The organism is Priestia sp. YIM B13551, from assembly GCF_042787905.1.
In the GTDB taxonomy this organism is placed as follows: domain Bacteria; phylum Bacillota; class Bacilli; order Bacillales; family Bacillaceae_H; genus Priestia.
Genome location: NZ_JBHZOX010000001.1, coordinates 1,719,118 through 1,744,541, shown reverse-complemented (window position 1 = coordinate 1,744,541; position 25,424 = coordinate 1,719,118). Strand labels below are relative to the sequence as shown.

Annotated in this window: 30 protein-coding genes and 1 riboswitch; of the genes, 18 read left to right on the top strand and 12 right to left on the bottom strand. The window is 38.8% G+C overall.

Annotated elements, in window-relative coordinates; all coding sequences use genetic code 11:
* Window positions 1–79 precede the first annotated feature (79 nt).
* Together ACFX4N_RS08865 and ACFX4N_RS08860 are read left to right on the top strand one after the other, a co-directional pair.
* Window positions 80–550: a MarR family winged helix-turn-helix transcriptional regulator gene (locus ACFX4N_RS08865; protein WP_013055886.1), complete on the top strand. Its 471-nt coding sequence runs from the start codon at window positions 80–82 to the stop codon at window positions 548–550.
* A gap of 15 nt (window positions 551–565) precedes the next feature.
* The gene (locus tag ACFX4N_RS08860) at window positions 566–883 is read left to right on the top strand and encodes a hypothetical protein (RefSeq protein WP_013055887.1); all 318 of its coding nucleotides are present in this window, start codon (window positions 566–568) and stop codon (window positions 881–883) included.
* Window positions 884–938: 55 nt separating this feature from the next.
* On the opposite strand, the gene ACFX4N_RS08855 is transcribed toward ACFX4N_RS08860, so the two are convergent.
* Window positions 939–1,256: an iron-sulfur cluster biosynthesis family protein gene (locus ACFX4N_RS08855; protein WP_013055888.1), complete on the bottom strand. Its 318-nt coding sequence runs from the start codon at window positions 1,254–1,256 to the stop codon at window positions 939–941.
* Between the two features lie 516 nt (window positions 1,257–1,772).
* Here ACFX4N_RS08855 and ACFX4N_RS08850 point away from each other — a divergent pair.
* The 4 genes from ACFX4N_RS08850 to ACFX4N_RS08835 are packed head-to-tail and all read left to right on the top strand — an operon-like array spanning window position 1,773 to window position 6,551.
* Window positions 1,773–3,467, top strand: coding sequence for a DUF6583 family protein (locus tag ACFX4N_RS08850; protein WP_328251373.1), 1,695 nt, complete (start codon window positions 1,773–1,775; stop codon window positions 3,465–3,467).
* 14 nt (window positions 3,468–3,481) lie between these two features.
* Entirely contained in the window at window positions 3,482–4,705 is a 1,224-nt protein-coding gene (locus ACFX4N_RS08845) for an ABC transporter permease (protein WP_098278354.1), read from the top strand.
* Window positions 4,702–5,844 carry an ABC transporter permease gene (locus tag ACFX4N_RS08840; protein ID WP_377261231.1) on the top strand — a complete coding sequence of 381 codons (1,143 nt, stop codon included), beginning with the start codon at window positions 4,702–4,704 and terminating at the stop codon, window positions 5,842–5,844. The genes ACFX4N_RS08845 and ACFX4N_RS08840 overlap by 4 nt, the downstream gene beginning before the upstream one ends.
* Window positions 5,841–6,551 (top strand): ABC transporter ATP-binding protein, encoded by a 711-nt coding sequence (locus ACFX4N_RS08835; protein ID WP_013055892.1) that lies wholly within the window; start codon window positions 5,841–5,843, stop codon window positions 6,549–6,551. The genes ACFX4N_RS08840 and ACFX4N_RS08835 overlap by 4 nt, the downstream gene beginning before the upstream one ends.
* A gap of 52 nt (window positions 6,552–6,603) precedes the next feature.
* On the opposite strand, the gene ACFX4N_RS08830 is transcribed toward ACFX4N_RS08835, so the two are convergent.
* On the bottom strand, window positions 6,604–7,959 hold the full coding sequence (locus ACFX4N_RS08830) for a hemolysin family protein (protein ID WP_098906939.1): 1,356 nt from the start codon (window positions 7,957–7,959) through the stop codon (window positions 6,604–6,606).
* Window positions 7,960–8,018: 59 nt separating this feature from the next.
* Window positions 8,019–8,384: a MerR family transcriptional regulator gene (locus ACFX4N_RS08825; protein WP_013055894.1), complete on the bottom strand. Its 366-nt coding sequence runs from the start codon at window positions 8,382–8,384 to the stop codon at window positions 8,019–8,021.
* A gap of 575 nt (window positions 8,385–8,959) precedes the next feature.
* Here ACFX4N_RS08825 and gloA2 point away from each other — a divergent pair.
* Window positions 8,960–9,358 carry an SMU1112c/YaeR family gloxylase I-like metalloprotein gene (gene gloA2 / locus ACFX4N_RS08820; RefSeq protein ID WP_301264241.1) on the top strand — a complete coding sequence of 133 codons (399 nt, stop codon included), beginning with the start codon at window positions 8,960–8,962 and terminating at the stop codon, window positions 9,356–9,358.
* A 5-nt stretch (window positions 9,359–9,363) separates the two neighbouring features.
* The gene (locus ACFX4N_RS08815) at window positions 9,364–10,230 is read left to right on the top strand and encodes a gamma-glutamylcyclotransferase family protein (protein WP_013082166.1); all 867 of its coding nucleotides are present in this window, start codon (window positions 9,364–9,366) and stop codon (window positions 10,228–10,230) included.
* Window positions 10,231–10,374: 144 nt separating this feature from the next.
* Here ACFX4N_RS08815 and ACFX4N_RS08810 read toward each other — a convergent pair whose 3' ends face one another.
* Window positions 10,375–11,250, bottom strand: coding sequence for an aldose 1-epimerase family protein (locus tag ACFX4N_RS08810; protein ID WP_328251371.1), 876 nt, complete (start codon window positions 11,248–11,250; stop codon window positions 10,375–10,377).
* A 140-nt stretch (window positions 11,251–11,390) separates the two neighbouring features.
* Here ACFX4N_RS08810 and ACFX4N_RS08805 point away from each other — a divergent pair, with 140 nt between their 5' ends.
* Window positions 11,391–11,837: a YndM family protein gene (locus ACFX4N_RS08805; RefSeq protein WP_016763336.1), complete on the top strand. Its 447-nt coding sequence runs from the start codon at window positions 11,391–11,393 to the stop codon at window positions 11,835–11,837.
* Between the two features lie 36 nt (window positions 11,838–11,873).
* Here the strand turns inward: ACFX4N_RS08805 and lepB are convergent, their stop codons facing one another.
* The 3 genes from lepB to ACFX4N_RS08790 all read right to left on the bottom strand — a co-directional run bounded on the left by lepB (window position 11,874) and on the right by ACFX4N_RS08790 (window position 13,688).
* Window positions 11,874–12,425, bottom strand: coding sequence for a signal peptidase I (gene lepB / locus ACFX4N_RS08800; protein ID WP_013055900.1), 552 nt, complete (start codon window positions 12,423–12,425; stop codon window positions 11,874–11,876).
* A gap of 196 nt (window positions 12,426–12,621) precedes the next feature.
* Complete coding sequence (locus ACFX4N_RS08795) at window positions 12,622–12,957, bottom strand: LapA family protein (protein WP_013055901.1); 336 nt, start codon at window positions 12,955–12,957, stop codon at window positions 12,622–12,624.
* Window positions 12,958–13,349: 392 nt separating this feature from the next.
* The gene (locus tag ACFX4N_RS08790) at window positions 13,350–13,688 is read right to left on the bottom strand and encodes a YmaF family protein (RefSeq protein WP_013055902.1); all 339 of its coding nucleotides are present in this window, start codon (window positions 13,686–13,688) and stop codon (window positions 13,350–13,352) included.
* Between the two features lie 253 nt (window positions 13,689–13,941).
* Between ACFX4N_RS08790 and ACFX4N_RS08785 the strand changes: the two genes are divergently transcribed.
* Window positions 13,942–14,349: a DUF1259 domain-containing protein gene (locus tag ACFX4N_RS08785; RefSeq protein WP_016763340.1), complete on the top strand. Its 408-nt coding sequence runs from the start codon at window positions 13,942–13,944 to the stop codon at window positions 14,347–14,349.
* Window positions 14,350–14,561: 212 nt separating this feature from the next.
* On the opposite strand, the gene ACFX4N_RS08780 is transcribed toward ACFX4N_RS08785, so the two are convergent.
* Window positions 14,562–15,314 (bottom strand): M48 family metallopeptidase, encoded by a 753-nt coding sequence (locus ACFX4N_RS08780; protein ID WP_013055904.1) that lies wholly within the window; start codon window positions 15,312–15,314, stop codon window positions 14,562–14,564.
* A 261-nt stretch (window positions 15,315–15,575) separates the two neighbouring features.
* On the opposite strand from ACFX4N_RS08780, the gene ACFX4N_RS08775 reads away from it, so the two are divergent.
* The 6 genes from ACFX4N_RS08775 (at window position 15,576) to ACFX4N_RS08750 (ending at window position 21,620) form a co-directional block, all read left to right on the top strand.
* Entirely contained in the window at window positions 15,576–16,139 is a 564-nt protein-coding gene (locus ACFX4N_RS08775; RefSeq protein WP_377261227.1) for a HAMP domain-containing protein, read from the top strand.
* A gap of 15 nt (window positions 16,140–16,154) precedes the next feature.
* On the top strand, window positions 16,155–16,820 hold the full coding sequence (locus ACFX4N_RS08770; protein ID WP_377261224.1) for a methyl-accepting chemotaxis protein: 666 nt from the start codon (window positions 16,155–16,157) through the stop codon (window positions 16,818–16,820).
* 533 nt (window positions 16,821–17,353) lie between these two features.
* The gene (locus ACFX4N_RS08765; protein ID WP_013055906.1) at window positions 17,354–17,860 is read left to right on the top strand and encodes a GNAT family N-acetyltransferase; all 507 of its coding nucleotides are present in this window, start codon (window positions 17,354–17,356) and stop codon (window positions 17,858–17,860) included.
* Window positions 17,861–17,907: 47 nt separating this feature from the next.
* Entirely contained in the window at window positions 17,908–19,062 is a 1,155-nt protein-coding gene (locus ACFX4N_RS08760) for a M20 peptidase aminoacylase family protein (protein ID WP_057274523.1), read from the top strand.
* Window positions 19,063–19,125: 63 nt separating this feature from the next.
* A riboswitch (SAM riboswitch) is annotated at window positions 19,126–19,227 on the top strand.
* A gap of 67 nt (window positions 19,228–19,294) precedes the next feature.
* On the top strand, window positions 19,295–19,537 hold the full coding sequence (locus ACFX4N_RS08755; protein WP_028414204.1) for a hypothetical protein: 243 nt from the start codon (window positions 19,295–19,297) through the stop codon (window positions 19,535–19,537).
* 469 nt (window positions 19,538–20,006) lie between these two features.
* On the top strand, window positions 20,007–21,620 hold the full coding sequence (locus ACFX4N_RS08750) for a M20/M25/M40 family metallo-hydrolase (RefSeq protein ID WP_057274524.1): 1,614 nt from the start codon (window positions 20,007–20,009) through the stop codon (window positions 21,618–21,620).
* Window positions 21,621–21,638: 18 nt separating this feature from the next.
* On the opposite strand, the gene ACFX4N_RS08745 is transcribed toward ACFX4N_RS08750, so the two are convergent.
* The gene (locus tag ACFX4N_RS08745; protein ID WP_057274525.1) at window positions 21,639–22,436 is read right to left on the bottom strand and encodes a VOC family protein; all 798 of its coding nucleotides are present in this window, start codon (window positions 22,434–22,436) and stop codon (window positions 21,639–21,641) included.
* A 147-nt stretch (window positions 22,437–22,583) separates the two neighbouring features.
* On the bottom strand, window positions 22,584–23,027 hold the full coding sequence (locus tag ACFX4N_RS08740; protein ID WP_301264243.1) for a CotG/ExsB N-terminal domain-containing protein: 444 nt from the start codon (window positions 23,025–23,027) through the stop codon (window positions 22,584–22,586).
* 113 nt (window positions 23,028–23,140) lie between these two features.
* Between ACFX4N_RS08740 and ACFX4N_RS08735 the strand changes: the two genes are divergently transcribed.
* Window positions 23,141–23,587 carry a GNAT family N-acetyltransferase gene (locus tag ACFX4N_RS08735; protein WP_057274526.1) on the top strand — a complete coding sequence of 149 codons (447 nt, stop codon included), beginning with the start codon at window positions 23,141–23,143 and terminating at the stop codon, window positions 23,585–23,587.
* Here ACFX4N_RS08735 and ACFX4N_RS08730 read toward each other — a convergent pair.
* Together ACFX4N_RS08730 and ACFX4N_RS08725 are read right to left on the bottom strand one after the other, a co-directional pair.
* Entirely contained in the window at window positions 23,515–23,802 is a 288-nt protein-coding gene (locus ACFX4N_RS08730; protein ID WP_162257219.1) for a hypothetical protein, read from the bottom strand. The genes ACFX4N_RS08735 and ACFX4N_RS08730 overlap by 73 nt on opposite strands.
* Window positions 23,803–23,861: 59 nt before the next feature.
* On the bottom strand, window positions 23,862–25,031 hold the full coding sequence (locus tag ACFX4N_RS08725; RefSeq protein ID WP_013055914.1) for an MFS transporter: 1,170 nt from the start codon (window positions 25,029–25,031) through the stop codon (window positions 23,862–23,864).
* A gap of 174 nt (window positions 25,032–25,205) precedes the next feature.
* Here ACFX4N_RS08725 and ACFX4N_RS08720 point away from each other — a divergent pair, with 174 nt between their 5' ends.
* Window positions 25,206–25,400, top strand: coding sequence for a hypothetical protein (locus tag ACFX4N_RS08720; RefSeq protein WP_013082184.1), 195 nt, complete (start codon window positions 25,206–25,208; stop codon window positions 25,398–25,400).
* Window positions 25,401–25,424 lie beyond the last annotated feature (24 nt).

Here is a 25,424-nt window from a genome sequence, read left to right as displayed (position 1 = left end):
TGACCTTTAGTGCTATAAGTTCAGAATATAGTATACTGATAAGAAGATACTCAGAGCGTAGAGAAAGCAGGTGACATAAATGGACGAAAATAAGAAGCAGCAAATGAATGATGTGCTGGCTTTATTTTATTTTGCCTATAAAACGTTTACGGAGGAGCCGAATCAAATTATTCAAAAGTATGGAATTCAGCGCGTTCATCATCGTATTTTATTTTTCATTGCGAGGTTTCCGGGACTTAGTGTGAACGAGCTGTTGGCATTGCTAGAAGTCACAAAACAAGCGCTGCACGGTCCAATGAAAAAATTGGTTGAAAAAGAATTAATGATTAGTGAAGAAGCAGCGCATGATCGTCGAGTAAAGCAGCTGTTTTTGACGGATGAAGGACGGGAATTAGAAAAAGAATTAAGTAATCGACAGCGTGAGCAGTTATCGGCTATTTTTTCTGAAGCTGGTGAAGGTCATGAACAAGCGTGGTTCGATATTATGGAAAAACTATCAAAAACTCGTTCCGGCTATGAAGCATGGAATATAAAAAAAGAAAATAAGTAAGGAGAAACTAGAGATATGAAAGACAATCAACAGATTACAGCTCTTATTGCTGCACAAGTGGAGAAGTTAGCACGCCAATTTGGCTATGACTTTTTATCTGAAAAACAAGGGAATCAAACGCTTTGTCAAATTCTTCAGCGAGATGAAGACGGATCTATTTTGGCAACGCCGCTTAGTTTTCATTTACATATGAATGAAGACAAAGGGACCGGAGATATTGTTTACTACCATGAACAAGGAGAATTTAAGCGTCAGCAGGTGAATGTATATGAAGAAAATAGCCTTGTGAACGTGTTGTTATTTATCCAAGAGCGGTTAAAGGTCAATCGATAGAAGCGAGTTTACTAACATATGCAAGGAAAAAAGCAGGGAGTTCCCTGCTTTTTTTCTATGAATTGATATAGCGCAATCCTACGCGGTTATTAAAAATTTGGTTGTGATTTTTGAAGACAAAAGCACCTGCTGCGTGATCAATCACCAGCTCATTGTCGTATACTTCTTCCATGTCATCATCAACAATAAATTCTAAGTCTTCAACCGTTACAACTTTTTCATAGGGTTGAAGGCTGCGCTTTGAGATGATCTTCATTTCATAAATTGTATTAACAATATCGCAGCTTCCTCGATCAAAAGAAAGCTGAATCATTTGATTTTGTTCTACGTTCTGCAACGCTTCTTTTGCAGAAGGAGTGACGCGTATATTCATAATGATATCCTCCTTTTTCTATCCTCAAATTAAATTGTGTAAAATATATTTAACAATACTTTATTCGATTTTTATATCACCGGCAAGAAAAAAGCTTTCTTATATTTATTATTTCCCTTTCGAACTAGAACAAAACGCTGCTTTTTTATCATCTTTTCATAAAGACGTACATAGATATCACCTGTATGTGATTAAATGAAAAAGAGATCGACTATAGAAAAACGCCGATTCGTAATTCTTAGGTGTAAATGCTTAAAAATAGGAATATGTTGTAAAAAAATTAGAAGTTAAGTCATTTACCTATTTTAATAGTTATTGAGATAGTTTTGAATAATTGGTTTTATTTTCAATATATTGGGTACTTAAGTATAGTACTTTGCACACGATATTGCACCGAAAGACATCGGTTTATCGGACTAATTATTGTCTTATTTTGTCGAAATAGTAGAATTTATGGAAACCATTCCTTATCATGTACAAAGTGACTAACAAAATACATAGGAGGTTCTGGTGTAGATGAGTGAGAAAGATCAAAACAGAACAACAGACGAAACAGCGGCTTCGCTAGAAACAGCGCCCGCTCCCAAAAAAGCGCCGGCTAAATGGATTATCATTTTAGCAGCTTTAATTGTTATTATTGGAGGAGCAATTACATTTGCTACGGTATTTAAAAAATCTCCTAAGCAATTATACTTAATTTCTGAAGTAAATACCTATCAAAAAGCAGCTGATGAATTAGAAACAAAGTACAGTGAAACGATGGCTTATCAGGAAAAAGCGATGAAGCAGCCTTCTGCTACAAATGCTACTATCAAAGGCGGCTTTAACATGGATTCACTTTCGTATGATCCAAGCTTTAAAATGATTCAAGATCTTATCAGTAAAGCTGAAATTAAAATTAAAGCGGAACAAGATCCGAAAAAAAGTGAAGGATACGGTTCACTGGCTCTTAATATCGGCGGTTCAAAAGCGCTTGACCTAGAAGGTTTTCAAACGAAAGAAAGAATAGGCTTTAAAGCCCCGATTCTAGCAAATGAATATTTCTATTTAAACTTAGACGAATATGGACAGGTAGCGCGTAAGTTCGATCCTTCTTATTCTGGTCCTGAAACGCTTGATATTAACACAAGCAACGTGAGTTTAGAAGACTTAAAGTTAACGGAAAAAGAAAAGACCTACATTGCAAAAGAGTACGGAACGTTCATTTATGATGAGTTAGACAGCGATTATTTTACAAAAGAAAAAAATGTGGATTATAAAACAAATGGCAAAACGCTTCAGTTAACAAGCGTGACGCTTAACATGTCTGATAAAGAAACAAAACAATTTATGGATAAGCTTATTGCGAAAGTAGCAAAAGATGACGAGCTTCATACCATCTATGCAAATCACGTATCTAAGCTGTTTAAATCTTCGGCAGCAACGAATCCAGAATTAAAAGATATGGCAGATCCAAAAGAATTGAAAAAATCAGTAAAAGAAAGTCTTCAAGACTTCCAAAAAGAAGCAAAAGATACGACTTACCCTGGCGGTGTGAAATCAACTGTGTACGTTCAAGATGATGTTGTGGTAGCTCGCGATATGAACATGGGCGTAAAAAATGCTTCTAACGATAAAGGCAAACTTAACGTGGTGACTAAAAATATTCCGTATGAAGATAACAAAACGGCTAAGCAGTTTAAAGCAGTTCTAGCGGATAGCACTACCGATGATGCGTTTACGTTTGATATGAAAAATGACGTAACAACGGAAAGTGAAAAACGAAAAGAAAACATGTCTATTCATTTGTTAACAAAAGATTCAAAAGATGAAGACACGAATATGACGTTTAAAATGAATTCGGTAATCAATGGTAAAACCGATGCGAAACAAACGGCTGACCGTACTTTCTCTTTAGACTTAGGTGATCAAGAAGATCTAGTAGTAAATGGGGAAGTAAAGCAGAATCAAGCAATCAGTGCTTCAAAAGGAAAAGCAGATTATTCGTTTGATATTCGTACAAAGATAGGACCAAAAGCAGATCCGGCAAACGTTACGTTAAAAATTGCCTCTGCTTCTCAATTAAAAAAATCAGCAACTATTCCAGAGCTTGACGCATCTAATGCAACAAACGTAAAAGATGTAACGCCTGAAGATATGCTGTCGATTCAAGAAAATTTCGCTAAAAATGTTCAAGGTCTCATGATGAATATGGGAACCGCTGGTTACTAAAAGGTGCAAAGCAGATGAAGATATATTTCTCTTTGACTCTTTTTACATGTAAAGCTCTATTGAAAAATATAAAATCTCTCATACTGCTAATAATGATCCCTGCTCTGTTTTTACTTGGAGCAGGGATCATTATTAGTCAGACCATGCAAGGTGAGGAGAGAGTAAATCGGTTCCCCGTGGCAATTGTGGATAAAGATGATACTGCACAAACGAAGTACGTCATCGAACAGCTGACTGAAGGTAAGCTTCGCAAGATTATGAAGCCTCTTTACACGAATGAACAGAAAGCTAAACAGCTGCTGCAGCAAAATAAAGTGGCAGCCATTGTGACGCTGCCAAAAGGTTTTAGTCACGATATTGCTCATGGAAAAAATCAGCCTTTACACGTCATTGGAAATAGCAATAAGCCGCTTCAGTCACAGCTGTTTCGCTACGTGATGGAAAGTGCAGCTGACTACACGTCAGCTGCTCAAAGCGGTATTAATACGGTTGATGCCTTTTTAGAAAAAGAAAATGTTTCCGATAAAAATAGACGCGCAGAATTTAAGAAGAGCTTGGTGACGTTTGGGCTTCACGTACTAGATAGAGGAAGTTTATTTGATGAACAAATAGAAACGAGTTTCTTTCAGCAGGATATGAAGCAATATTATGTCCTGTCTTTTGCTGCTTTGCTGCTTATGCTTTGGAGCTACGGCGGATGGCTGCTTGCTAGTGAAACGCAGACTTCTCCGGTGCTGGCTCGAATGAAAACAAGAGGTGTATCGTTTGTTCACATTTATTTAGCACAGCTGACGGCTCTGTATGTTCTTTTGCTACCGGTCTCTGTCGTTTTGTTTGGAAGTCTCATTAAAGAACTGAAACTGCCTGTAACCGGTACGTACGGAGAGCTTTTTTTAGGGGTAAGCGGAAGTTTGTTTGCTTTTTTATGTTTGTTTTTACTGCTTCGGGTTCTTTTTTTATCACAAAAAGCTTATCAAATAACCGGTTTGCTGTTTATTTTGCTGAGTGCGATTTTAAGTGGACATGTTGTGCCGGTCGTCTATTTACCGGACTGGGCGAGTGGTTTTCAGAAATGGTCACTCAACACCAGAGTCTTGGAATTGTTATTTTATGAATTTGATGGATATAACACAAACGAAGCTTTTCTTTACCTTAAGCCTATTCTCATTACGGCAACAGGAAGTTTTGTTCTTGCTGTTGGCTACGTGATGACTTTGCAAAGGCGGTGGAGAAAATGATTAGTGGAAAAATAAAGCAGCTGCTGAAGCGCCCTATGCTTGTTATCATGATTTTCTTTTTACCTTTAATAGGAACGATTATTAGCAGCTCATTTTTAGCAAAAGTACAAAGTGATTCAAAAATACCCGTTGCTCTTGTCGATCAAGATCACAGCAACATGTCTAAACAAGTGATGGATCGACTACAGAAAACAACAGAAATTCAGTTTCTTTCTCTGAACGAAGAACAAGCGAGAAAGGAGCTGGCTAAAAATAAAATTGACAGCATTTTTATGTTTCCTAACGGATTTCAACAAGAAGTAGAAGAGGGGAATTATCAAGGAGTCATTGATTCGCTCACGCTGCCTTCTTCAGTTGCCACAGAAGCGGTTCGAGAAGTCGTGGCGAGTGAAGTGACAAGGTTAACGACAAATGTTAAAGCGGCAAATGAAGTGTGTTTTTTTTATAAAGTTTATAACATTCATGCGGGACCGGATTTATGGAAAGAAGCGTATCGTTATACCGATAACCAGTGGAAGCCAAAGCCGCTGATGACAATTGATTACGAGGTGCAAGGAACGAAGCATACGAAGCAAGGGAACGTTCAAATGACCGGATACGTGCCGCTATGGGGATTCTTTACGCTTTTACTTTGCTGCATTACATCAGATTGGATGATTAAAGAGCGGAGGCACCTTTTCAAACGAATGAAACCGATGCAAAAAGGACTTTACGGTTATATTCGAAGCGTCAGCGCTGCTTATGCTGTGCTATACGTGCTTCAAGCTCTCATAAGCTTTGCTCTATTTAAATGGCTGTATGGAGTAGAGTCTTACGGTGTGCTGCTGTATATGTGTATCTATGTGATTGTGTGCGTTGCTTTTAGCACATGGCTTGCAAGTGAAAGTCAGCGAGTTGGATCTTATTATATGATCAGCGTTGTCATGGTCACAGGACTCAGTATAATAGGAGGGAGCTTTTTCCCGGTAGGAGAGCTTTCTGCAACGATTGAAAAAATAAGTCAGTGGCTTCCGCAGCATCTGCTTCTGTATCAGCATGCACTGCCGCTTACGTTCATTTGGAAAGAGATAGCTGTTTCCATTGCATGTATATGTTTGTGCGCATTTAAAATAGTGTGGAATGTGAGGAGCATCAAATGATTGAAATTAACAATGTTAGCAAAACATACGGAAAAAAACGTTCGTTAGCAAATGTTACGCTGACCGTAGAAAGTGGAGAAGTCATTGGTCTTTTAGGACCAAACGGCGCTGGTAAGTCGACGCTTCTGTCTATTTTGTCTACCATTACGGCTCCTTCAAGCGGGAATGTCACGATTGGAGGCTTATCGCTTAAGAAAAATCAAAAAGCGATTCGAGAAGTCATTGGCTACGTTCCACAAGACATAGCGCTGTGGGAAGAGCTTAGCGTAAAAGAAAACATGAAAATGTGGAGCAAAATGACTTCACGCTCTCTGTCGAATGAACAGCTTCAGTCTCTTTGCTCAGCTGTACAGCTCGAAGGAAGATGGAAGGAAAAAGTGAAAAATTTATCAGGAGGCATGAAGCGAAAGCTAAACATAGCCGTTTCACTTATTCATGAACCGTCCGTTTTGTTAATGGACGAGCCGACAGTCGGAATTGATTTGCAGTCCAAGCTTGAGATCATTCGTTATATTAAACAGCTGGCGGCAAAAGGAAAGACGATTATCTATATTACCCACGATTTGAATGAAATCTTAGACGTGTGTCATCGGTTTGCGGTCTTAAAGGAGGGAAAGCTGGAATTTGTCGGCACCATGGACCAGGCGAAGGAAAAGACTGGGGAAGAGGCAGAAGAGAACGTTGTGTATAAGCTGCTGCATGATTAAGATAAAGCAATAATAAAAAAAGAGCCGCTTCATAAAGAAGCGGCTCTTTCTATTATGCTTGTGTAACTTCTTGTTCTGGTGAATGACTTTCAGGCTGCACGCATTCTTCTTCAGGAAGGGCACGTACTTCTACTTCTTTCATTTGGTGACCGTCCATTTCTTTTGCAATAAACTCGTATCCAAAAAGTTTGAACGATTCGCTTTCCTGGATATCGATATTTTGCATTAGCATCCAGCCGCCAATTGTATCGATATCGTCGTTTTCAATTTCGATATGAAGCACTTCGTTAACTTCTTCAAGCAGTACTTTTGAGTTAAAGACAAAATGCTGATCGCTGATTTTTTGAACAAGCGGCTTTTCATCTGTATCAAACTCATCTCGAATTTCTCCAACGATTTCTTCTAAAATATCTTCAACGGTAACGATACCAGCCGTACCGCCGTACTCGTCAATCAACACAGCCATATGCGTACGTTTCTTTTGCATCGAGCGCAATAGGTCTTGAATCGCTACAGTTTCAATTACTTGAATAATAGGATTCATATAAAGCTTCACGCTTTGCTTTTTTAACGCATCGTTAATTACGACATCGTTTAGAATCTCTTTGACGTTGACTAATCCAATAATGTTATCTTTGTCTCCGTCAACGGTAACAGGGTAACGGGTGTAGCGATCTTCTACAGCAAGCTTTAAGAAATCTTCAATGCTGTCGTCTTCAGAAACAGCTGAAATTTCTGTTCTTGGTACCATGATTTCGCGAGCAACACGGTTATCGAATTCGAAAATGTTGTTCACGTACTTATATTCAGACTGGTTAATTTCCCCGCCTTTAAAACTTTCTGATAAAATGATGCGCAGCTCTTCTTCACTGTGCGCAAGTTCATGCTCTGAAGCTGGCTTTAATCCAAACATTCCAGTTAATAAACGGGCAGAACCATTTAGTAACCAAATGAAGGGGAACATAATTTTATAGAATAAAATTAACGGACGAGCAAACAATAACGTAACTGTTTCAGCTTTTTGAATCGCAAATGTTTTTGGCGCTAATTCACCAACTACTACGTGAACAAACGTTACAAGCGCAAATGCGATAATGAATGAAAGAATATGTGTTAAAGATGCAGCAACACCCATTTTTTCAAACAGGGGTTCTAAAATCTTCGCAACAGTCGGTTCTCCTAACCAACCGAGTCCTAAAGCAGTAATCGTAATACCAAGCTGACACGCAGATAAATACTCATCTAAGTGTGTCGTCACGGTTTTAACCGCATTCGCTCCTTTTTTTCCTTCAGCAACAAGTTGATCTACCCGTGAACTACGAAGCTTCACAATTGCAAACTCTGAAGCAACGAAAAAAGCAGTGAGTACAATTAAAATCGCAAAAATAATTAAGTTAATGGTTATCAATGAATATACTTACTTTATAGTGCTATAAAGTAAGTAAACACCTCCTGTAAATAATAAATTTACGACAGCAGCAGCAGTAAAGAGTGCAAAAGAGTGACGCTTTCTGGTGAGAGCCGATTCATCATTACTTTTCGATCTTCTTCATTAAGCTTTTCCATAAGCGGTGCAACTTCTTTTAAACTGTCGTTTAGTACGTAAAATTTGGATGCTAATTCGTCTTTGGAGTGGCTATTCTCGGATTGCTCTATAGAAAATAGAGAAGAAATCTCTTCAAGAGAACGGCCTTCGCTTTTTAATTTTTCAATTAAGTAAAGACGTTTCAGCGCTTCTTCGTTATAAAAGCGATAGTTAGAAGCAGAGCGTTCTGCTTTTAACAACCCAATGTTGGTATAATAGTCAACCGTGCGTTTCGTTACATGTGCCATCTCTGCAAGTTCGCCAATTTTGTATGTCGCAACCCCATCAGAATACCACCTCCTTTAACTATGTCAACCATCACGTGATGGTTTTCATCTACGTAACTATTTATCTTTTATCCTATCGTAATTAAGTATACGCGCGTAAGATCAAAAAGTTTCATTTTTTTATTAGCATTCAGTATATCTTAAAATAAGGTAGTTTGACAAAGATTTTATAAAAAAACTCGCTTATATTAAGCGAGTTTTTTAGTAGGATGACGTACGATAATGTGCATGCGTTCATACACATATTGAATACGTTCAGTATATTCTATGAACTCAGGGCTCATTGGAGATAGCTAATCAGCAATACGGTGCATAATAGCAGCTTCTTCTTTTAACGAATCTAAATTTTGAGTTCGGTCAATTCTTGCTTTAAATGTTAACGAAATCATGTTATTCACCTCGTTGTTATGTTACTTGTTATGAGGCGCTATGTCCGTGACTTTTATCACTCTAGTCAAAGGTGATAACGTAATTATTTGATGTTTGCCGGCATTTTGTGTAGGATGATTAGAAAAGGGTTTTTATGGGAGAATGAAATGAATTTAAAACGAATGCACCACGTAGCCATTATAGGAAGTAATTATGAACGTTCAAAAGCTTTTTATGTAAATGTGTTAGGATGCAAGATTATAGAAGAAACATATAGAAAAGAAAGAGATTCATATAAGCTAGATTTAGAAGTAGCTCCTGGCTATCAAATTGAGTTGTTCTCGTTTCCAAATCCGCCACAACGTCCTTCAAGACCTGAAGCGTGCGGCTTACGCCATTTAGCTTTTGCGGTTGAAAGCGTAGCGGATTCCAAGCGTGAACTAGAGCAGCAAGGGATTGATGTGGAACCTATTAGGGTAGATGAACTAACGGGAAAAAAATTCACTTTTTTTGCTGATCCGGACGGGTTACCGCTAGAGCTTTATGAAGAGAAAGAGGGGGAATAAGGAGTATGTGCAATTATTTATTTGTATACGGAACGCTTCTTGAAGGAGAAGGTAATCACGGATTGCTGCATCATGCGCGCCCTATTGCCAAGCAGGCAAAAACGAAAGGGAAATTATATGACACAAAGCAAGGCTATCCTATGCTTGATATCGACAGTGAACATATTGTGTACGGAGAAGTATATGAAGTGACCGATCAGCTTATGTGGAAGGCTCTTGATGAATTAGAAGGATACATTCATGAAGGTCATAAAGACAATGAATATGATAAAGTTGTGCAAACGGTTGAAACGGACCAAGGTGAATTTGAAGCCGTTGTTTATGTGGCAAGCGATCGTTCGCTGCTGCACGAATTTATCCCGAGCGGAAACTGGCGCGTGTGGAAAGAAGATTTATTAGAAGGTATGCTGTATTTTGCTTACGGTTCATGTATGGATAACGATCGTTTTATTAAGCACGGGGTGGATCAGCATTTCCAAGACTGTCTTGGCAGAGCTGTTTTTAAAGGCTATACGCTTCGATATAACCACGTTATTCATGACGGAGGACGTGCAGACATGGTTGAAGAAGGCGGAGTCGTTGAAGGCAAACTATACCGCGTCCCGCCTGAAGCCATTACGTACCTGTATGGCAGAGAAGGCGTAGATAATAACGGCTATCGTCCTGCTATTATTTCTGTCGAGCATGAAGGTAAGATGGTGGATCATGTTCTTACTTTTTTTGTGTTAAATAAAGAAAAAGAAGTCGCACCTCCGGATCACTATTCGACTGAAATTATTCGAGGAGCAACAGGTGTACTCAGCGAAGAATACGTTCAGAAGCTAATAGAGCAAGTCCATGCGCTAAAAAATAGTGATGTTGTAAATAACTAATATAAAAAGAAGCAGAGACAAAAGTAGTTTAGTTGAAGAAAGCTCCGCACGAGTAATCGTTTGGAGCTTTTCATTATTATGGTGAACGAAGATCTATTTAACTGCTTCTAGCTGTTGATTGGATTGATTTTGTTATGTGTTGCATTAGCTAAAGGAAACAGAGAACTCTGTTTGAAATACACCGTCTTTTGATAAACGGTTGATGCCTAATTTTTCTTTGAAATTTCCGTTGTGATCATGCGTATCTGCAATTCCAAACCAAGGTTCGATGCAAAGAAAAGGAGCGATTGTATGATTTTCTGCATCATACTTTGACCAAATACCGACATACGGGAAATCATTGAACTGAACGTTAATTTGATTTTCATTAACCGTCGATTTAATCGTAATTCCGTCAATATCACTAAAAATTAACGCATCATTTGCAAATAAATCTGCGCTTAGCGGCAGCTGGTGCAAATTTTCTGCAGCCCCTTTTTCATGAATAAGAGCGTCTTTTAATACAAATTCCTTTGGCGTAGTTTCAGGAGGCTCTATTTCTAAAAAGTAATCAGAAATCTGCTCGTTTTCACGTAACGGAATACGAAAAGCAGGGTGGGCTCCAATTGAAAAATACATATCGCCTTTATCTTCATTTACTACTTTCCACTGAAACGTTAATCGGTTGTTTTCCAGACGATAGCTGATTTCAACTGAACATTCAAACGGATATACGTCTTTAAAGCGGCCATTTGTAGCAAATTGCAGCCGTGCTGTTTCGTTTGTTTGTTCGATCACGCTGAAAGTAGAATCACGTAAAAAACCGTGCTGAGGCAAAGAGTATACGCGCTGATCAACGGTATACTGATCATTTTTTAATCGGCCTACAATCGGAAACAATACGGGCGATACTCGTCCCCAATAAGCGGGGTCGCCGCTCCACATAAACTGCAGGTCTTTTTCTTTATGAAATACTTCTACAACTTCCGCCCCTTTTTCTTGAATGCTGACTTTCATTTCGTTGTTTTCTAGTACAATCATTACAACATCTCCTAAATTATTCTTGTACGCTAGAGCAGTCTCAAACGTACTGGCTTTGCTTATATTATACCCTTCTTGGCAAAAAAGGTATTAATTTCCCTATTTTTGTTCAAATTAAATAGAAAAAGGAGGGTTCAAATATGAATCATGCAACATTATTGCTCATTAAATTTGCAGCGGCACTTATTGCGTTTGGTATAGGCCTTGATTTGTTTTTTGATGCAACCATCGGAGACATTATTTCCTTTAGCTTGCTAACGACAGTTGTGACATATTTAGTAGTGGATCGAATTGTACTGCCTCGAGTGGGCAACCGTGATGCCATTATTGTTGAATTTGTTCTAACCTATATGAGCGTATGGATTTTTGGCACATTGTTATTAGACAGCTACGTTCAAATTGCTTGGGGAAGTATTATTTCTGCAGCTATTATTACATTCGCTGAGGTTTTTGTTCACCGCTACTTATTCAACCATATTGAAACGAAACATACAGCAAGAACGCGTCCCGCTTTTAAGCGAAAACTAGCGTATGACACAGAATTTGCTGAAGAACAGCATGTAGAAAACAAGGAAAATCCAAAATAAAAAGAAAGCTCACTTTCGAGCTTTCTTTTTTTTGTGTTAATGCATAAAAGTCATTTCCTTTAAAGGCCAGTATTTCATATTGACTTCTCCCATGATCGAAGAAATCGGAGTGAGGCCGAAATGCCTGCCATCTCGGCTAATGCGTCTGTTGTCACCTAGCACTAATACGTATCCATCCGGTATCGTGCCGTCTGGAGACAGTTCGTAAGTTGAAAAGTTTTCAGTAAATCGCTCGTAAGCGGGTACTTTGGATAAATATTTATGAAGATGCGGCTCTTTTTTGACTTTGTTATTTATATACAGAACATCATCTTTGTATTCCACCGTTTCTCCTGGTAAGCCCACAATACGCTTTACTAGAAAATCACTGCTATAGGGAGCTTGTAAAACGACAATGTCAAAGCGCTCCAGCTTGCTGTGTTTGTTAATAATAATTCGATTGCCTTCGTGTAAAATAGGCTTCATCGAATCGCCTTTTACAGTGTAGGGCTGAAACCAATAGTGCTGAACAACAACAGAAAGCAAAACGGTGCCGAGGATGACGCTTGTGTATGTAAGAATTTCACGCTTTATTTTTTTATTGACCATAATGGATGAACACCTTCTTAACGGTAAGACTGTCAATTTAAGTTTTTCATAGAGATATAGATATAACAGTGTTGATTGTACCACTCAGAACTAAAGTTTTCCATATCTATCTGTTTATGCGTGTATGCCAAAAATATGCGTGAGGGAACAAAAAATGAAAAAAGCCGTTATTCTAGAGAATAACGGCTCTTCTTTATTATAACTGAGCGCGCTCAGTTCGAGTAGCTGGTTGATTTGGTTCTTCTTCCACAACAGGCTCAACAGGCTTATGCTGCTTGATGTCTTCTTCAAGTTCAGCAATTCGCTTGTTTTTCTGCTTTACTTGTCCTCTTAGTTGAACAATTTTTACAAAGCTCAATGAAGCAGCAACAACTCCTCCAAACACGGCCGTTGTTAAGATAATTAAAATAAGAGGCCATTTTTGTGAACCAAATACATAGTTAAATTGTACCGGATCGTTGTTAATTACAGCTAAAACAGCAATGATAAGAGCAAATATAAGTCCTAAAATAAAAAAGCTCTGTCCTTTCATAAGCTGCACTTCCTTTCTTTACATGGTCATTACAACTTTTATAGCGTAACCACTCATCTTAAGTGTTTGCTATCTTGCTTATAGGTATACGTATCCACATTTAAACAAAATCAAACATTTTCTTGATTATATATCTTTCTTTTAAAACACAATATATCGATTGGTGTAGAAACTTTGACATGTCCAAAGACCTGGTATGTCGAATTTTTGGAATAAAGAGCTCGCGTATCCTTTTTTGCTTAAGCAGAGGGAGAGACTTGCATTTAACTCATATATGTACAAAGAGACCTTTATCTATTAAAGGTCTCACTTTTAATAAAGGGGTATATAAACACAAGATATAAATCAGTACAGAAGCTGAGACTTTGTCTTAAGTGCATTAAATTATTTCATTATCTATCGCCCGGAGCAGGGTGGTCTACACCTTTGACATGATGTCGATGCTGGTTGTCTTCGCTGGTATAAAAGTCATAATAGTGAACGTGCATACCGTTGCCAATGGGAATAGCGGGACCAGAGTAGGCTTTGTAATGATGTGTATGTCCGTCTTCAAAAACAACATAGCCTTCTGTATAGTGAATGTGGCTTCCATCCTCGCTTTGAATTGGAGGAGACGTTACATCGAGGCACTGATGGACATGTCCTGACGCAACAGAAGTGTAGTCCACTGAACCATGATTATGATGAGGAACAAACCCTGAAATAAAATCATCTTTGCCTATTTTTTTCATTTTACTTCCCCCTACAAATTCAATTTAAAAAAACTGTTTAAGTAAATTCTTTAAATGAGAATCTGAATTTCTCTTTTTAGTTAAATTCAAAAATACATGCTATTGATATGAACAAAGAAAAATAAATATGACTTTTGATAATCAGGATTTATAAAATGGGTAGTTTTCCTGTGTGTTTGCCGTTTCTACTTGATAACTTTCACATATATCTATTAAGGAAGGACAAGTTATTATAAGAGAGGAAGTCAGAATAATGAGTTGGGAAAATAAAAAGAGTCTATGTCAGGAGTTTGCGAGAATTCTAGGTGGACAAGGCAGTTTAGATGAAAATGGCGTTTGTTTGGTACAAAAGTTTCGGACGATTCGTTTTAAAATTTTAGGGCGTCCAACACGCTCTCCATTAGTTACTCCTCAATTTTTTACTTTTGAAGATTTAGATAGCAAAGGAAGAGCGCTAAATCTAGGTGAAACCGTGCTTTTGCAAGAAGAGGTAAATCCATTATTAACGGAGCTTAGAAAAAGAGATATTAAGGTTACGGCCGTTCACAACCATTGGCTATTTGAAGAGCCGAGAGCAATGTATATGCATTTTGAATCCGTAGAGCCACCGTTAGATTTTGCACGAAAAGTAAGAGAAGCGTTTAGAGTATTAAAAGGATAGAAAGCAGTTTTTTATAGAATCAGTTTAGTCTTACTTACTGCTTTTAAAATTAGATTAATAAAACTTTAAACATGTATATTATATATTTGTTTATAAACTGCTCTTGAATGAACCTATCAGGTTAACTAATTTTTGAGCAGTGAGATTATTCGAGTACTTCTATCCAAATAAAAAAAGCACGCGTTCGCCGCGTACTTTTTTTATGTATAAACTTAAAATGCGTTTAGGGTGTTATCGCTTAACCACTGTTTGCGTTCAGCTGCATCTTCGAATAACTCATCTGCATTTGTAAATTGAGAAGCAATGACATATTCAATTGTTGCAAGAGGAGCTGTTAGCAAACGCCAGTTTAATACGATTGTATTATCTTGAGTCGTAGCGTATTCTTCACCTAACTCGTCCCACTTAACAGATTCAGGTGCATTGTCTGCTGCTTTTTTAACAGATTTCAAAGCTTCTTGGAATTTTTCACCTGCGCGGCCTTGGTACCATTCTGTTAATAGTTGTCCAATACCTTCATTTGTTTGCTGCTCGTTCCAGCTTTGAGGTACTGTAGCAATGAATTTTGCACGGAATGTCATTTCAGCCTTTGCTACATCTCCACGAACGATGTTTAAGCGGTATTGACGTCCTAGGTAAGGGAATTTGTCTCCCTCTTCAAAAGAACCAGTTTTAGCTGCAGAAGCTGCTGCTTTAGGAGCCTCTTTTTTAGCTGTTTCTTTTTTTACTGCTTCTTTCTTTGGAGCAGCTGGCTTTTCCTCAGCTGGCTGTGAACCGTTTAGTTGTTTTAAAATCCATGTTGCTTTGCGTGCGATGATTGAACGCACATTGTTTTCATTAAGACCTCTTGGGATAATAACTTTTACCCCTTCTTTGTCACAAATTTGCACCGTGATATCGGTTCTATTTGGAACGACTTCAATTTTGTAGTCAATTGTTTGATTGCCTGTTTGATACGTATACATAAAATTTTTCGTACTCCTTTCTACAAATCTTCATTTTATAAGCAAAGGTAGAGTTTGGTCAAATGAAAGAATAATCAGACAGTTATCAACTGCTGTTGCAGCGCCTTGCAGAATGATATGTATTCCAATATTTAGTGGAAAAGCGCCAATAATAATTGTTTCAATTCTTCTTTAGTTTTTACAAAAAAATATAAAAATATGCCGATACTACTAATATAGATTAGACATTCTATGTCTTTAGATTGTATAGGGGATGAAAAAATGAAAAAAGCTTTTCAAAGTTTACGCATGAAAATGCTATGTATGATTGCAGCCATGGTGGCCATAACATCTACTGTAATTGAAGTAACAAATTATTATCTTATTGTGAAACAAGAGCAAGCAGCTTCGATTACGCTAGTGATTACATTTCTGTTTGGTTCTTTTACAACTACCGTGTTCTATTTTATCATACGTCGCTACATAATTGCGGTTGAAAATTTGTCAAAAACAATGAAAGGGATTTCAAACGGTGATTTATCTGTAAATGTTGTTCCTTTGAAAGGGAAAAATGAGATTAGTACACTCATATCTTCATTTAATGAAATGATGACTCACATGAGAATGCTGCGTCAGAAAATAAGTAAAACAAAGAGCACGGTCAGTCATTCCTCAGAGCAATTGCTTACAAGCATGGAGGAAACAAAAACAGCTGTGACAGAAGTTACGATGTCTATTCAAGAAATTGCTGCGGGTTCTGATAAGCAGTTGCTAAATGTGGTTGAAACCGAGCAAGCTATGGTGGATATGGCCAAGCTGCTTCAGAAAATGACTGATCATTCTTAAAAGGTACAACAATCGATGAACAGAGCCTCTGAACATGCTTCCACTGGAAATGTTTCGGTGAAAGAGGTGACGAACCAAATGAATAAAATCTATGAATCAGTTAAGATATCCACCAGTGAAGTAAGGGGACTCGAAGATCGTTCTACAGAGATTGGACGAATTATTGACACGATTACAAGAATTGCTGAACAAACAAATCTTCTTGCACTTAATGCTGCTATTGAAGCTGCAAGAGCTGGGGAACATGGAAAAGGTTTTGCTGTAGTAGCAGGGGAAGTACGTAAGCTAGCGGAAGAATCTAAAACGTCCGCTATACAAATCAGTCATCTGTTAAAAGAAATTGAAGCCCAGGCAAAGCAGGCTTATCAAAACATGGAAGTCAATACAGAAGAAGTCACACTTGGTATTGCCACTGTCGAAGATGTAACTGAACAATTTTCCACAATCATGGAGGATGTCTTTGCTGCTCAAGAACAAATGAACAAAATGACAAAGGCAACAGGAGAGATTGATGGGTATTCGTTCAAGGTAATGGAGTCTGTCATGGGCCTTTCAGAGGTTGCTAAACAAGCAGCTGCTTATGCTGAAGAAGTAGCTGCGGCTTCACAGGAGGAGTTAGCATCTATAGAAGAACTTGTGGTGTTGGCAGCTACTTTAAAAGCTACGGTAAGTGAGTCCTGAAGTCGATCTTGGTATATACGTAATGAGGCTGTGAAAAAAGTATTTTCGTTGAAGGAAGGTCCGAACGATGAATCGAGCTTCTTGATTGAGAATCCAACTTCGTTCAGATCTTTTCATGGTTATCTATCTTGGGCATAGGTTTCATGTATGTAGGTGCTTCTAACTGTTGGTTGGAGGGAAAGATGAAGACTCCTGCGGGGAATGCGGAAGAGGTGGGACCCCGCAGGAGCATAAATGACGAGGAGGCTCAGCTGCCGCCCGCGGAAAGCGAAGTCTTGCACTGAAATCAACAGCGGTGTAACAAGCAGTCCAGCTCATGTATCCCATTTGTTCGTCTTCAGCTTGGAGTGATTTAGTTATGTATCAATCTCTTTTGTTTTATTTATACCCTTTATAGAAAACGATAAATAGAATTGACACGTTATAAAAGCAGTTGTATAGTGAGTACGCAAGGCGCCAGTCTGTCTTTTTTAATTCTTAGTAAACTTATAAGTTAAATAAAATATTTAAACACTGCATAAGGAGGCGAAGAGATGAAAAATGAATTCCGTTTGGCAACAAATGACGACGCAGATAACTTATTGAACTTAACTCTACAAGCATATAAGCCTATTCGAGAGCGAGGCATTCCTTTCTTAGCAGCTACTGCTGATCTTGCCCTTGTTAAGAAAAATATTTCTCAAAACCTTTGCTATGTATATGAAGAAGATAAAAGAATCGCTGCAACTGTATCTATACGAATGCCTTGGGGAGAACATCCAGGTCCGTTTGCTGTTCCGCATCTTTGGTGGTTTGCAGTGGACCCGTCGTTTGCCAGGAAAGGCGTTGGTTCTAAGCTGCTGCATCTAGTAGAGGAAGAGGTAATAAAAAATACGTTTAAATCACCAGGTGTGTCTTTAGGAACAGCAAAAGAACATCCTTGGTTAGTTGAGATGTATGAACGAAAAGGATATGTTCAAGCTAAAGAAAAGCACCTTGCAGAAGGTTATACGACCGTATTTCTTTATAAAAAATTCAATGAGGTACACTATTTGTCGTAAAAGATAGAGAAGTGATCCAAATTAAGAAATGTGAAAGAGTGATAAATATGACCGATCAATTACTACTAAACGAGCTAATAGACATACGCCGTGAGCTGCACCGGTTTCCAGAACTTTCAATGAAAGAATATGAAACAACTAAACGTATTAAAAAGTGGTTAAAACACTATGATATTTCTATAGCGGATGAATTCCAATTAGACGTAGGAGCAGTAGCAGAAATTGTGGGAGGAAAGCCGGGACCTATTATCGCTATTCGAGCTGATATTGATGCGCTGCCAATTGAAGAAAAAACCAATCTGCCATTTGCTTCTGAAGTGAACGGTGTTATGCACGCATGCGGCCATGATTTTCATACGGCTTCTATAATCGGAGCAGCTATCCTTCTTAAAGAGCGTCAGCAGGAGCTTTGCGGTACGGTTCGATTTATCTTTCAGCCAGCCGAAGAAACGGCTTCTGGGGCAAAAATGCTAGTTGAAAAAGGTGTGCTCGAAGGAGTGGAAGCGATATTTGGGATGCATAACAAACCGGATCTTCCTGTAGGAACCATTGGTATTAAACCGGGACCTTTAATGGCAAGTGTTGATCGTTTTGAAATTGACGTCAAAGGAGTAGGAGGTCACGCGGGTATTCCTGAAAAAACAATAGATCCGATTGCTGCTGCTGGTCAAATTGTTACTAGTTTACAAACCATTGTCAGCCGTAATCTCAGCCCCTTTCAAAATGTTGTTGTCAGCATAACTCAAATCCATGGAGGGAGCTCGTGGAACGTCATTCCTGACAAAGTAACGCTTGAAGGAACTGTGCGTACCTTTCAAGAAGAAGCGAGAGAAAAAATACCGGCTCTTATGAAACGAACTGCTGAAGGGATTGGCGCAGCTTTCGGGGCTTCAGTAGACGTTAAATGGTATCCATATCTTCCTGTAGTAAACAATGATGATACGCTGGAAAAACTAGTTACTAAAGCGGCAGAGGATCTTAGTTATCAAGTCGTAGAAGCTGAACAATCGCCTGGAGGAGAAGATTTTGCCGTATATCAGCAGCATGTACCAGGATTTTTTGTATGGATGGGTACAGCTGGAGAATATGAATGGCACCATCCTTCTTTTTCATTAAATGAAGAGGCATTACTTGTAGCAGCTTCTTATTTTGCTAATCTAAGCTTTCATTTTTTGAATTCATTCCATTACCAAAAAAATTAAAATATTTTTATTTTTCTATTTACGGGGATGGAATTGTTTGATAAAATAAATTTTAAATTAAAAAAGTTATCACGAGTGGACGAGAGATCTGGCTCTTTGACTCCACAGCAACCTACGAATGTAAGGTGCTCCTACCAGCAAAGCATGTGCTTTGGGTGATAAAACGGGTGAAAAACTCATTTTGCATCAAAGCAAAATGAGTTTTTTTATTTTTCTAAAAGGAGAGGGTTTTATGAGTCATACAGCAGTTGCAGCACATACAGGAGAGAAAGCATTAAAGGAAGCAGTGAAATTATTAGGAAAGCATTATCAAGTAGCTTATCGCGAATTAGAAACATTTTATGAAATTGTGGTCGAAAACCATGTTCGTACATATGCTGTAGGCATAGATATTAAAGATGTACAAAAAGCAAATGAACTAGAAATTTATTCATCATGCTGTTCCAAGCTTGAGCGAGTAGGCTGTCTTTTATAGAAGAAGTCTGCTCGCGCCTCTATTTTTTAAGTGTTTTTAAATAGAAAGCATGGTTTTTGACAAGCAAAGAATCTGGTGGGTATAATCAATACTCACTAGGTTTTAAAATTAATCATAAATTGTCGAAATTTTTACGCAAATTAAAGGTTACATTCGAAATGAATTGTGGTATGTTATAAAACAAGAATATTTTATGAAAGGAGCATTGAAATGGAAATGTCTCTTGAACACGGAAACGATGCAGGAAGCGAACAGCTTATTGATCGTATCCTAGACTTTTTAGAAGATGACGAAAAGTAAAAAAAGAGTGTGCGGTGCTATCCCTAGCCGCGCACTCTTTTTTTATCATGTGCGTAAAGGCAGCGCCATACTATGATACATAGGGATAGAATGAAAGAGTCTCTGTCAAAGGGATTGACGAATGGTTTTGTTTGATAGAAAATTTAGAAAAAGGAAAGAGATGAAGGGTATGTCGAACAAAACATCTTTGTATCAAACAAAAGAACAGTTAAAAAAACTTGTAAGCGAATTGGTTTCTATACCTAGCGTGACAGGAACGATGGCAGAAGTGGAAATGGCTGAATCGATAGCGTCTTATTTATTGAAGCTGCCTTACTTTCAAAAAAACGAGCAAGTCGAGCTTCATTCAACAGGAGACGGACGGTCGATTGTCACAGCTTTTGTTCAAGGGAAAAATACGAATAAAACAGTTGTACTAGTAAGTCATTACGATGTAGTGGATGTACAAGATTATGGACAGTGGAAAAAGGATGCTTTTCACGCTGATACATTAACGAGTACTTTTTATAACCATATGGAACAAGTTCCGGCGCACGTACAAAAGGATATGATAAAAGGAGACTGGCTTTTTGGCAGAGGAACGATGGACATGAAAGCAGGCATTGCCCTGCATATCAGTATGGTTGAACGAGCATGCAACGGAGAGTTTGACGGAAACATCCTGCTGCTGTCGGTGCCGGATGAAGAAGTAAATTCGCTTGGGATGAGAAAAGCAGTGCCTGTTCTTTTAGAACTTGCCCGCAAACATCAGCTGGATTTTTCTCTCATGCTAAATGCAGAACCAGTGTTCAGCCGCTATCCTGGAGATCAAACGAACTATGTGTACTCAGGATCGATTGGGAAGATCATGCCAAGCTTTTTGTGTTATGGAAAAGAAACTCATGTAGGGGAACCGCTAGCTGGTTTAAATGCTAATTTACTAGCTTCTTATTTAACAAAAGAAATAGAATTAAACGTTGATTTTTGCGAAAAAGTAAGAGAAGAAACGAGTCCACCTCCTACGGTGCTGATACAAAAAGATTTAAAAGAAGAGTATTCAGTTCAAGTTCCGCACTCTGCCGTTGTATTATTTAATTTATTTATGTTAAACCGCTCTCTTAAAGAAGTAACAGATCTGCTGTTGAAATCGGCTGACAAAGCGGCTTTGAATGTGAAAAAACACTATAATAAAGCCGCTAGGCAGTACGCTGCGGGAATGGAGGGTTCATCTCTTGACGTGAACGTATGGACGTATGAAGAACTTTATACTCATGCAGTCAAACAGCACGGTGAAAAATATGTGCAAGAAATGGAAGCAGCACTTTTGGCACAAGAGGATGATGACAGAAATAAAACCATTAAATTAGTAAACTCTTTAGCTGGTTTATGTAAAGAAGCAGCTCCGATGATGGTCTTATTTTTTACGCCGCCTTTTTATCCGGCCGTTTGTTCACATGATGATCCGTTTGTACAAGAGATTTTGTCAAACGTACAGGCAATTGCCAAAGAGCAATTCCAAGTGGAGCTAGTTGAACAAAGTTATTTTGGCGGAATTTCGGATTTAAGCTATGCCAGCCTGCAGCATCCGCTCCATACATTTAACACGTTGGTAGCAAATATGCCGCTATGGAATAAAGGGTATCATATCCCGCTAGAAGAGCTAGAGGAGCTGAAGATGCCGGTGCTGAACATTGGACCGCTGGGAAGAGATGCGCATCAATGGACCGAAAGATTAGACGTTCAGTATTCCTTTGAAATTTTGCCTCATTTCATTTATCAAGCTATAAAGGAAGCACACAAATAAACATCCGTCCGCGGATGTTTATTTGTTGAATTTAAAAGAAGCTCCTTGTACGGTAATTTGTTGCGGTGTTAGAGCGTGATCTAATTCAACCAAAAATGGACGCTCTCCAACTTTTTTTAATGTATCATGGACAACACCTTGTATTCCGCTGCAAAAAATAAGGTTTCCTCCATTGACATATAGTTTTTGACAACGTGCATCAAGTAAAGAGTCTTTGTAGCTTTCGGCAGACTGAATGTCCAGCAGTTTCGTCCACTTGCTGATGGATTCTTCGAGGTTATGTACAGCACAGTAAATATTTTTTAGCTGCAGCTGACCAGCTTGGTGAGAAGAAAGAGCCGCTAGCTTTGGCTTGCGTTTTTCTTCTGGTTCACCCCATTCAATAAAAAAAGGAAGAGGCAGGGAATCGTGGTCAGCTTCAATAAAACACATTTTCCATTGAAGTCTTTCTCCATCATTGGTTTGACGAGAACCCGCTACAGGACCTTTTACAGTGACATTCTTGCTTTCCAGCTCTTTTATTAGCAAATCCATATCATCTGTACGGAATGCAAATCGACCAAAATGACCAACCGGTGTATGTTCGTTAACAAGCTGCTGAATAAGGTCATTATCTGTAACAGTTTGAGCTAACGCGATATCTCTAAGCCCAAGCCATTCAATATAGCTGAGGTTAAAATAAGCCAACGTGTTAAAAGTGCCCCATTTTTCATGGATGCCGCCTTTAACGACATTTATTCCGTATTCGTTTAGTTCTTTCTGAGCTTTAATAGGATCAGGTGAAAAATGAACAAGATGATCAAAAGATAAGTGCATGGATAGGCCTCCTTTTAAGAGAGATTCTTTCCCATTATTATACGTTTTTTTCTTTTTTTAGAAGAGTAAAACGAATGATTATGTAAAATAAAAATCTTAAAAAAAGCAAGCCGCGTATGTTTTAAACTCGACTTGCTTTAGATTTATTTAGCGACGACAGCCATGCCCTTTAAAGCAGCAGCCAAATGATTTATTAAACCATGGATATGAGCAGCAAGGTGAACCGCAGCGACAGCGGCGACGGCTAGAACGACGAGTAGAACGACGAGTAGAACGGCGGGTAGAACGGCGAGTAGAACGGCGAGTAGTGCGGCGAGTAGAACGACGAGTAGAACGGCGGGTAGAACGGCGAGTAGAACGGCGAGTAGTGCGGCGAGTAGAACGGCGAGTAGTGCGGCGAGTAGAACGACGAGTAGAACGGCGGGTAGAACGGCGAGTAGTGCGGCGAGTAGTGCGACGAGTAGAACGGCGAGTAGAACGACGACGAGAGCGTCTGTGAAGAGCAGTTGGCTCTTGGTACATAAATGTTTCAAGCTCAGTAGAAGCAATCGCTTCTGTTGCTTCTCTAATTCTTTCAGCAGTGATATGCATATAAACACCTCCTGGCTAATTCGGTACATAATACAATATGTACAAGGAAGGCGTTTGGATATAGTGAAAACATGGAATTTGTCTAAATTTGTGAAAGAAATGGAGTGGTTTTCATGCTTCAAATCCTCGAACATCAAAGAGTGGATATCGCTCTTCAAATAGTAGCTGTGCAAGTAGAAGCTTATCAAGAAGAAGCAAGGCTCATTGGTTTTTCAGATATTCCTCAGCTTACAGAAAGCAAAGAAGATATTATGAAAAGCAAGGAAGTGTTTATCGGAGAAATGATTGAAGGTAAGCTAGCAGGAGTGCTGTCGTTTGAAAAAGAAAATGAGCGATTAACGATTTGCCGCCTCGTTGTGCGTCCTCGGTACTTTCGAAAGGGAATCGGAAGCCGTCTTTTAACACATGTACTTCAAAGATATTCTGAATGTGAATGTATCGTGTCTACAGCCGAAAAAAATACACCTGCGATTAAGCTATACGAAGCTCATCGGTTTTCAATTATAAAACGTACTGCAGCTGCTGATAATCTTGTGTTAGTAACGATGAAAAGAGATTGAGACATCGCTAAATTAATACAAAGACCAACAAATGAGCTACATGCGCTAGTAGGAATCGGCTGCTGATTTCCGTGCAAGACTTCGCTTTCCGCGGGCGGCCGCTGAGCCTCCTCGTCGCTTCCGCTTATCCCGCAGGAGTCTCCGCCTTGCTCTCCAATCAACACAGCTAGTATACTCATAACAATAAAAAAATCCGAACGCGTTGGATTCTCCATCAAGAATCTCGATTCATCGTTCGGATCTTCTTTCAACTAAAATAATGTTGTCCCAGCCTCTACGATGAGAGTGTTTGCTCAGAATAATCTAGAGCTGTATGGCGCTGAATCAGCAGTAAAGCAGCTAAAGTGACAACTGCTCCGATAATAAAAGGCAGCGTCATATTGAGTTTAAAGGCAAATGCACCAAGCAGAGGGCCAAAAATACGCCCTAAGCTATCCATTGAGGCGGTTAGCCCCGAAGCAGAGCCATATCCTACTTTGGTTCTCATCGTAATTAATGAGAGGACACAAGGACGAATAAGGGCATTTCCTGCTGTAAATATGCACAAAAATAAGGTAGCATTAACGGCACTAGAAGATAACAAAATAGACGTAAATCCTATTGCTGAAACCAATAAGCCAATGGCCATCAGCTTTTTTTCATTTCCTTTTTTAAATCGCTGCAGCACACCGCCTTGAATCAGCGCTTGAGTTAAACCGCTCGCCATAAACATCCATCCGATTGTCGTAGGAGTAGCATTAATTTTCGCTATTTGAAAAAATTGAAAAGTAGCTTCTAAACCAGCGAGCGTAAAAGTCGCTAAAAATGAAAGAACATATAAATACTTCATAGCTCCTTGAAAATCTGACGTGAAGTCATGCCATCTCGATGTCTGTACTTTGGCAGCAGATTCTTTTCGTAAAGATTCTTTTAACGTAAAGAATGAGAACGCTGTCATAATCAGTGACAAGATACCAGAGATAACGAAGGGAACAAACAAGCCGAAAGATGAAAGGACGCCGCCTAATGCCGGTCCAAAAATAAAGCCTAAGCCAATCGACATTCCTAACAGTCCCATTGCTTTCGTGCGGTTTTCTTCATCTGTACTATCAGAAGCGTATGCAAAAGCACAAGGAATAACAGCTCCTGCGAACAAACCTCCGATGATGCGCGACGTATACATTAAAGTCAGAGAGTTTTCTGCCACCGAAAAAAGAAAAAAGCTTGCGCTGAAGCCGAGTAAGCCCCAAAGTAATATGGGACGCCGGCCTTTTATATCGGAAAGCTTCCCCCAAAAAGGTGCAGTAATAAAAGATGCGATCGAATAGCTAGCCATTAGTATTCCTAAATTGACCGTGCTTGCACCCGTGGCACGAATAACTTCAGGTACGATGGGGATGATCACTCCAAAGCCGACAAATACCATAAAAATAACAAACATTAACGTTCCAAGCTGTTTGTTCATATGCAATTAAGCCCCTTTCTCTGTAGAACATGCCGTGAGTTTAGTATACCAAATACAAAGAAGTTTTTTACGTATATTTGGTAAAAAGCGTTTTATTTACAAATGGATAACTATGTTAATATTTACCTGTTGTGCTGAGGATGATACAATTAAAAGAAAAAGGACGTGAAGCGATTGCCAATATGGATTGTATTTGCTGGGATCATAGGCGGTCTTTTAGGGTTTGGGGCGCTAGTGGATTATATAGCTAAAAAGAGAAGTATTGAGTTAGATCCAGAAGAAGGAATAAAGAATGCTTCTGATGCAGAACAAATCTATGTGGAAAATTATCTTTATCAAACAAAAGAAAATAACAATCACTTTCAATAAAAAAAGCTTGGAGACGAATCTCCA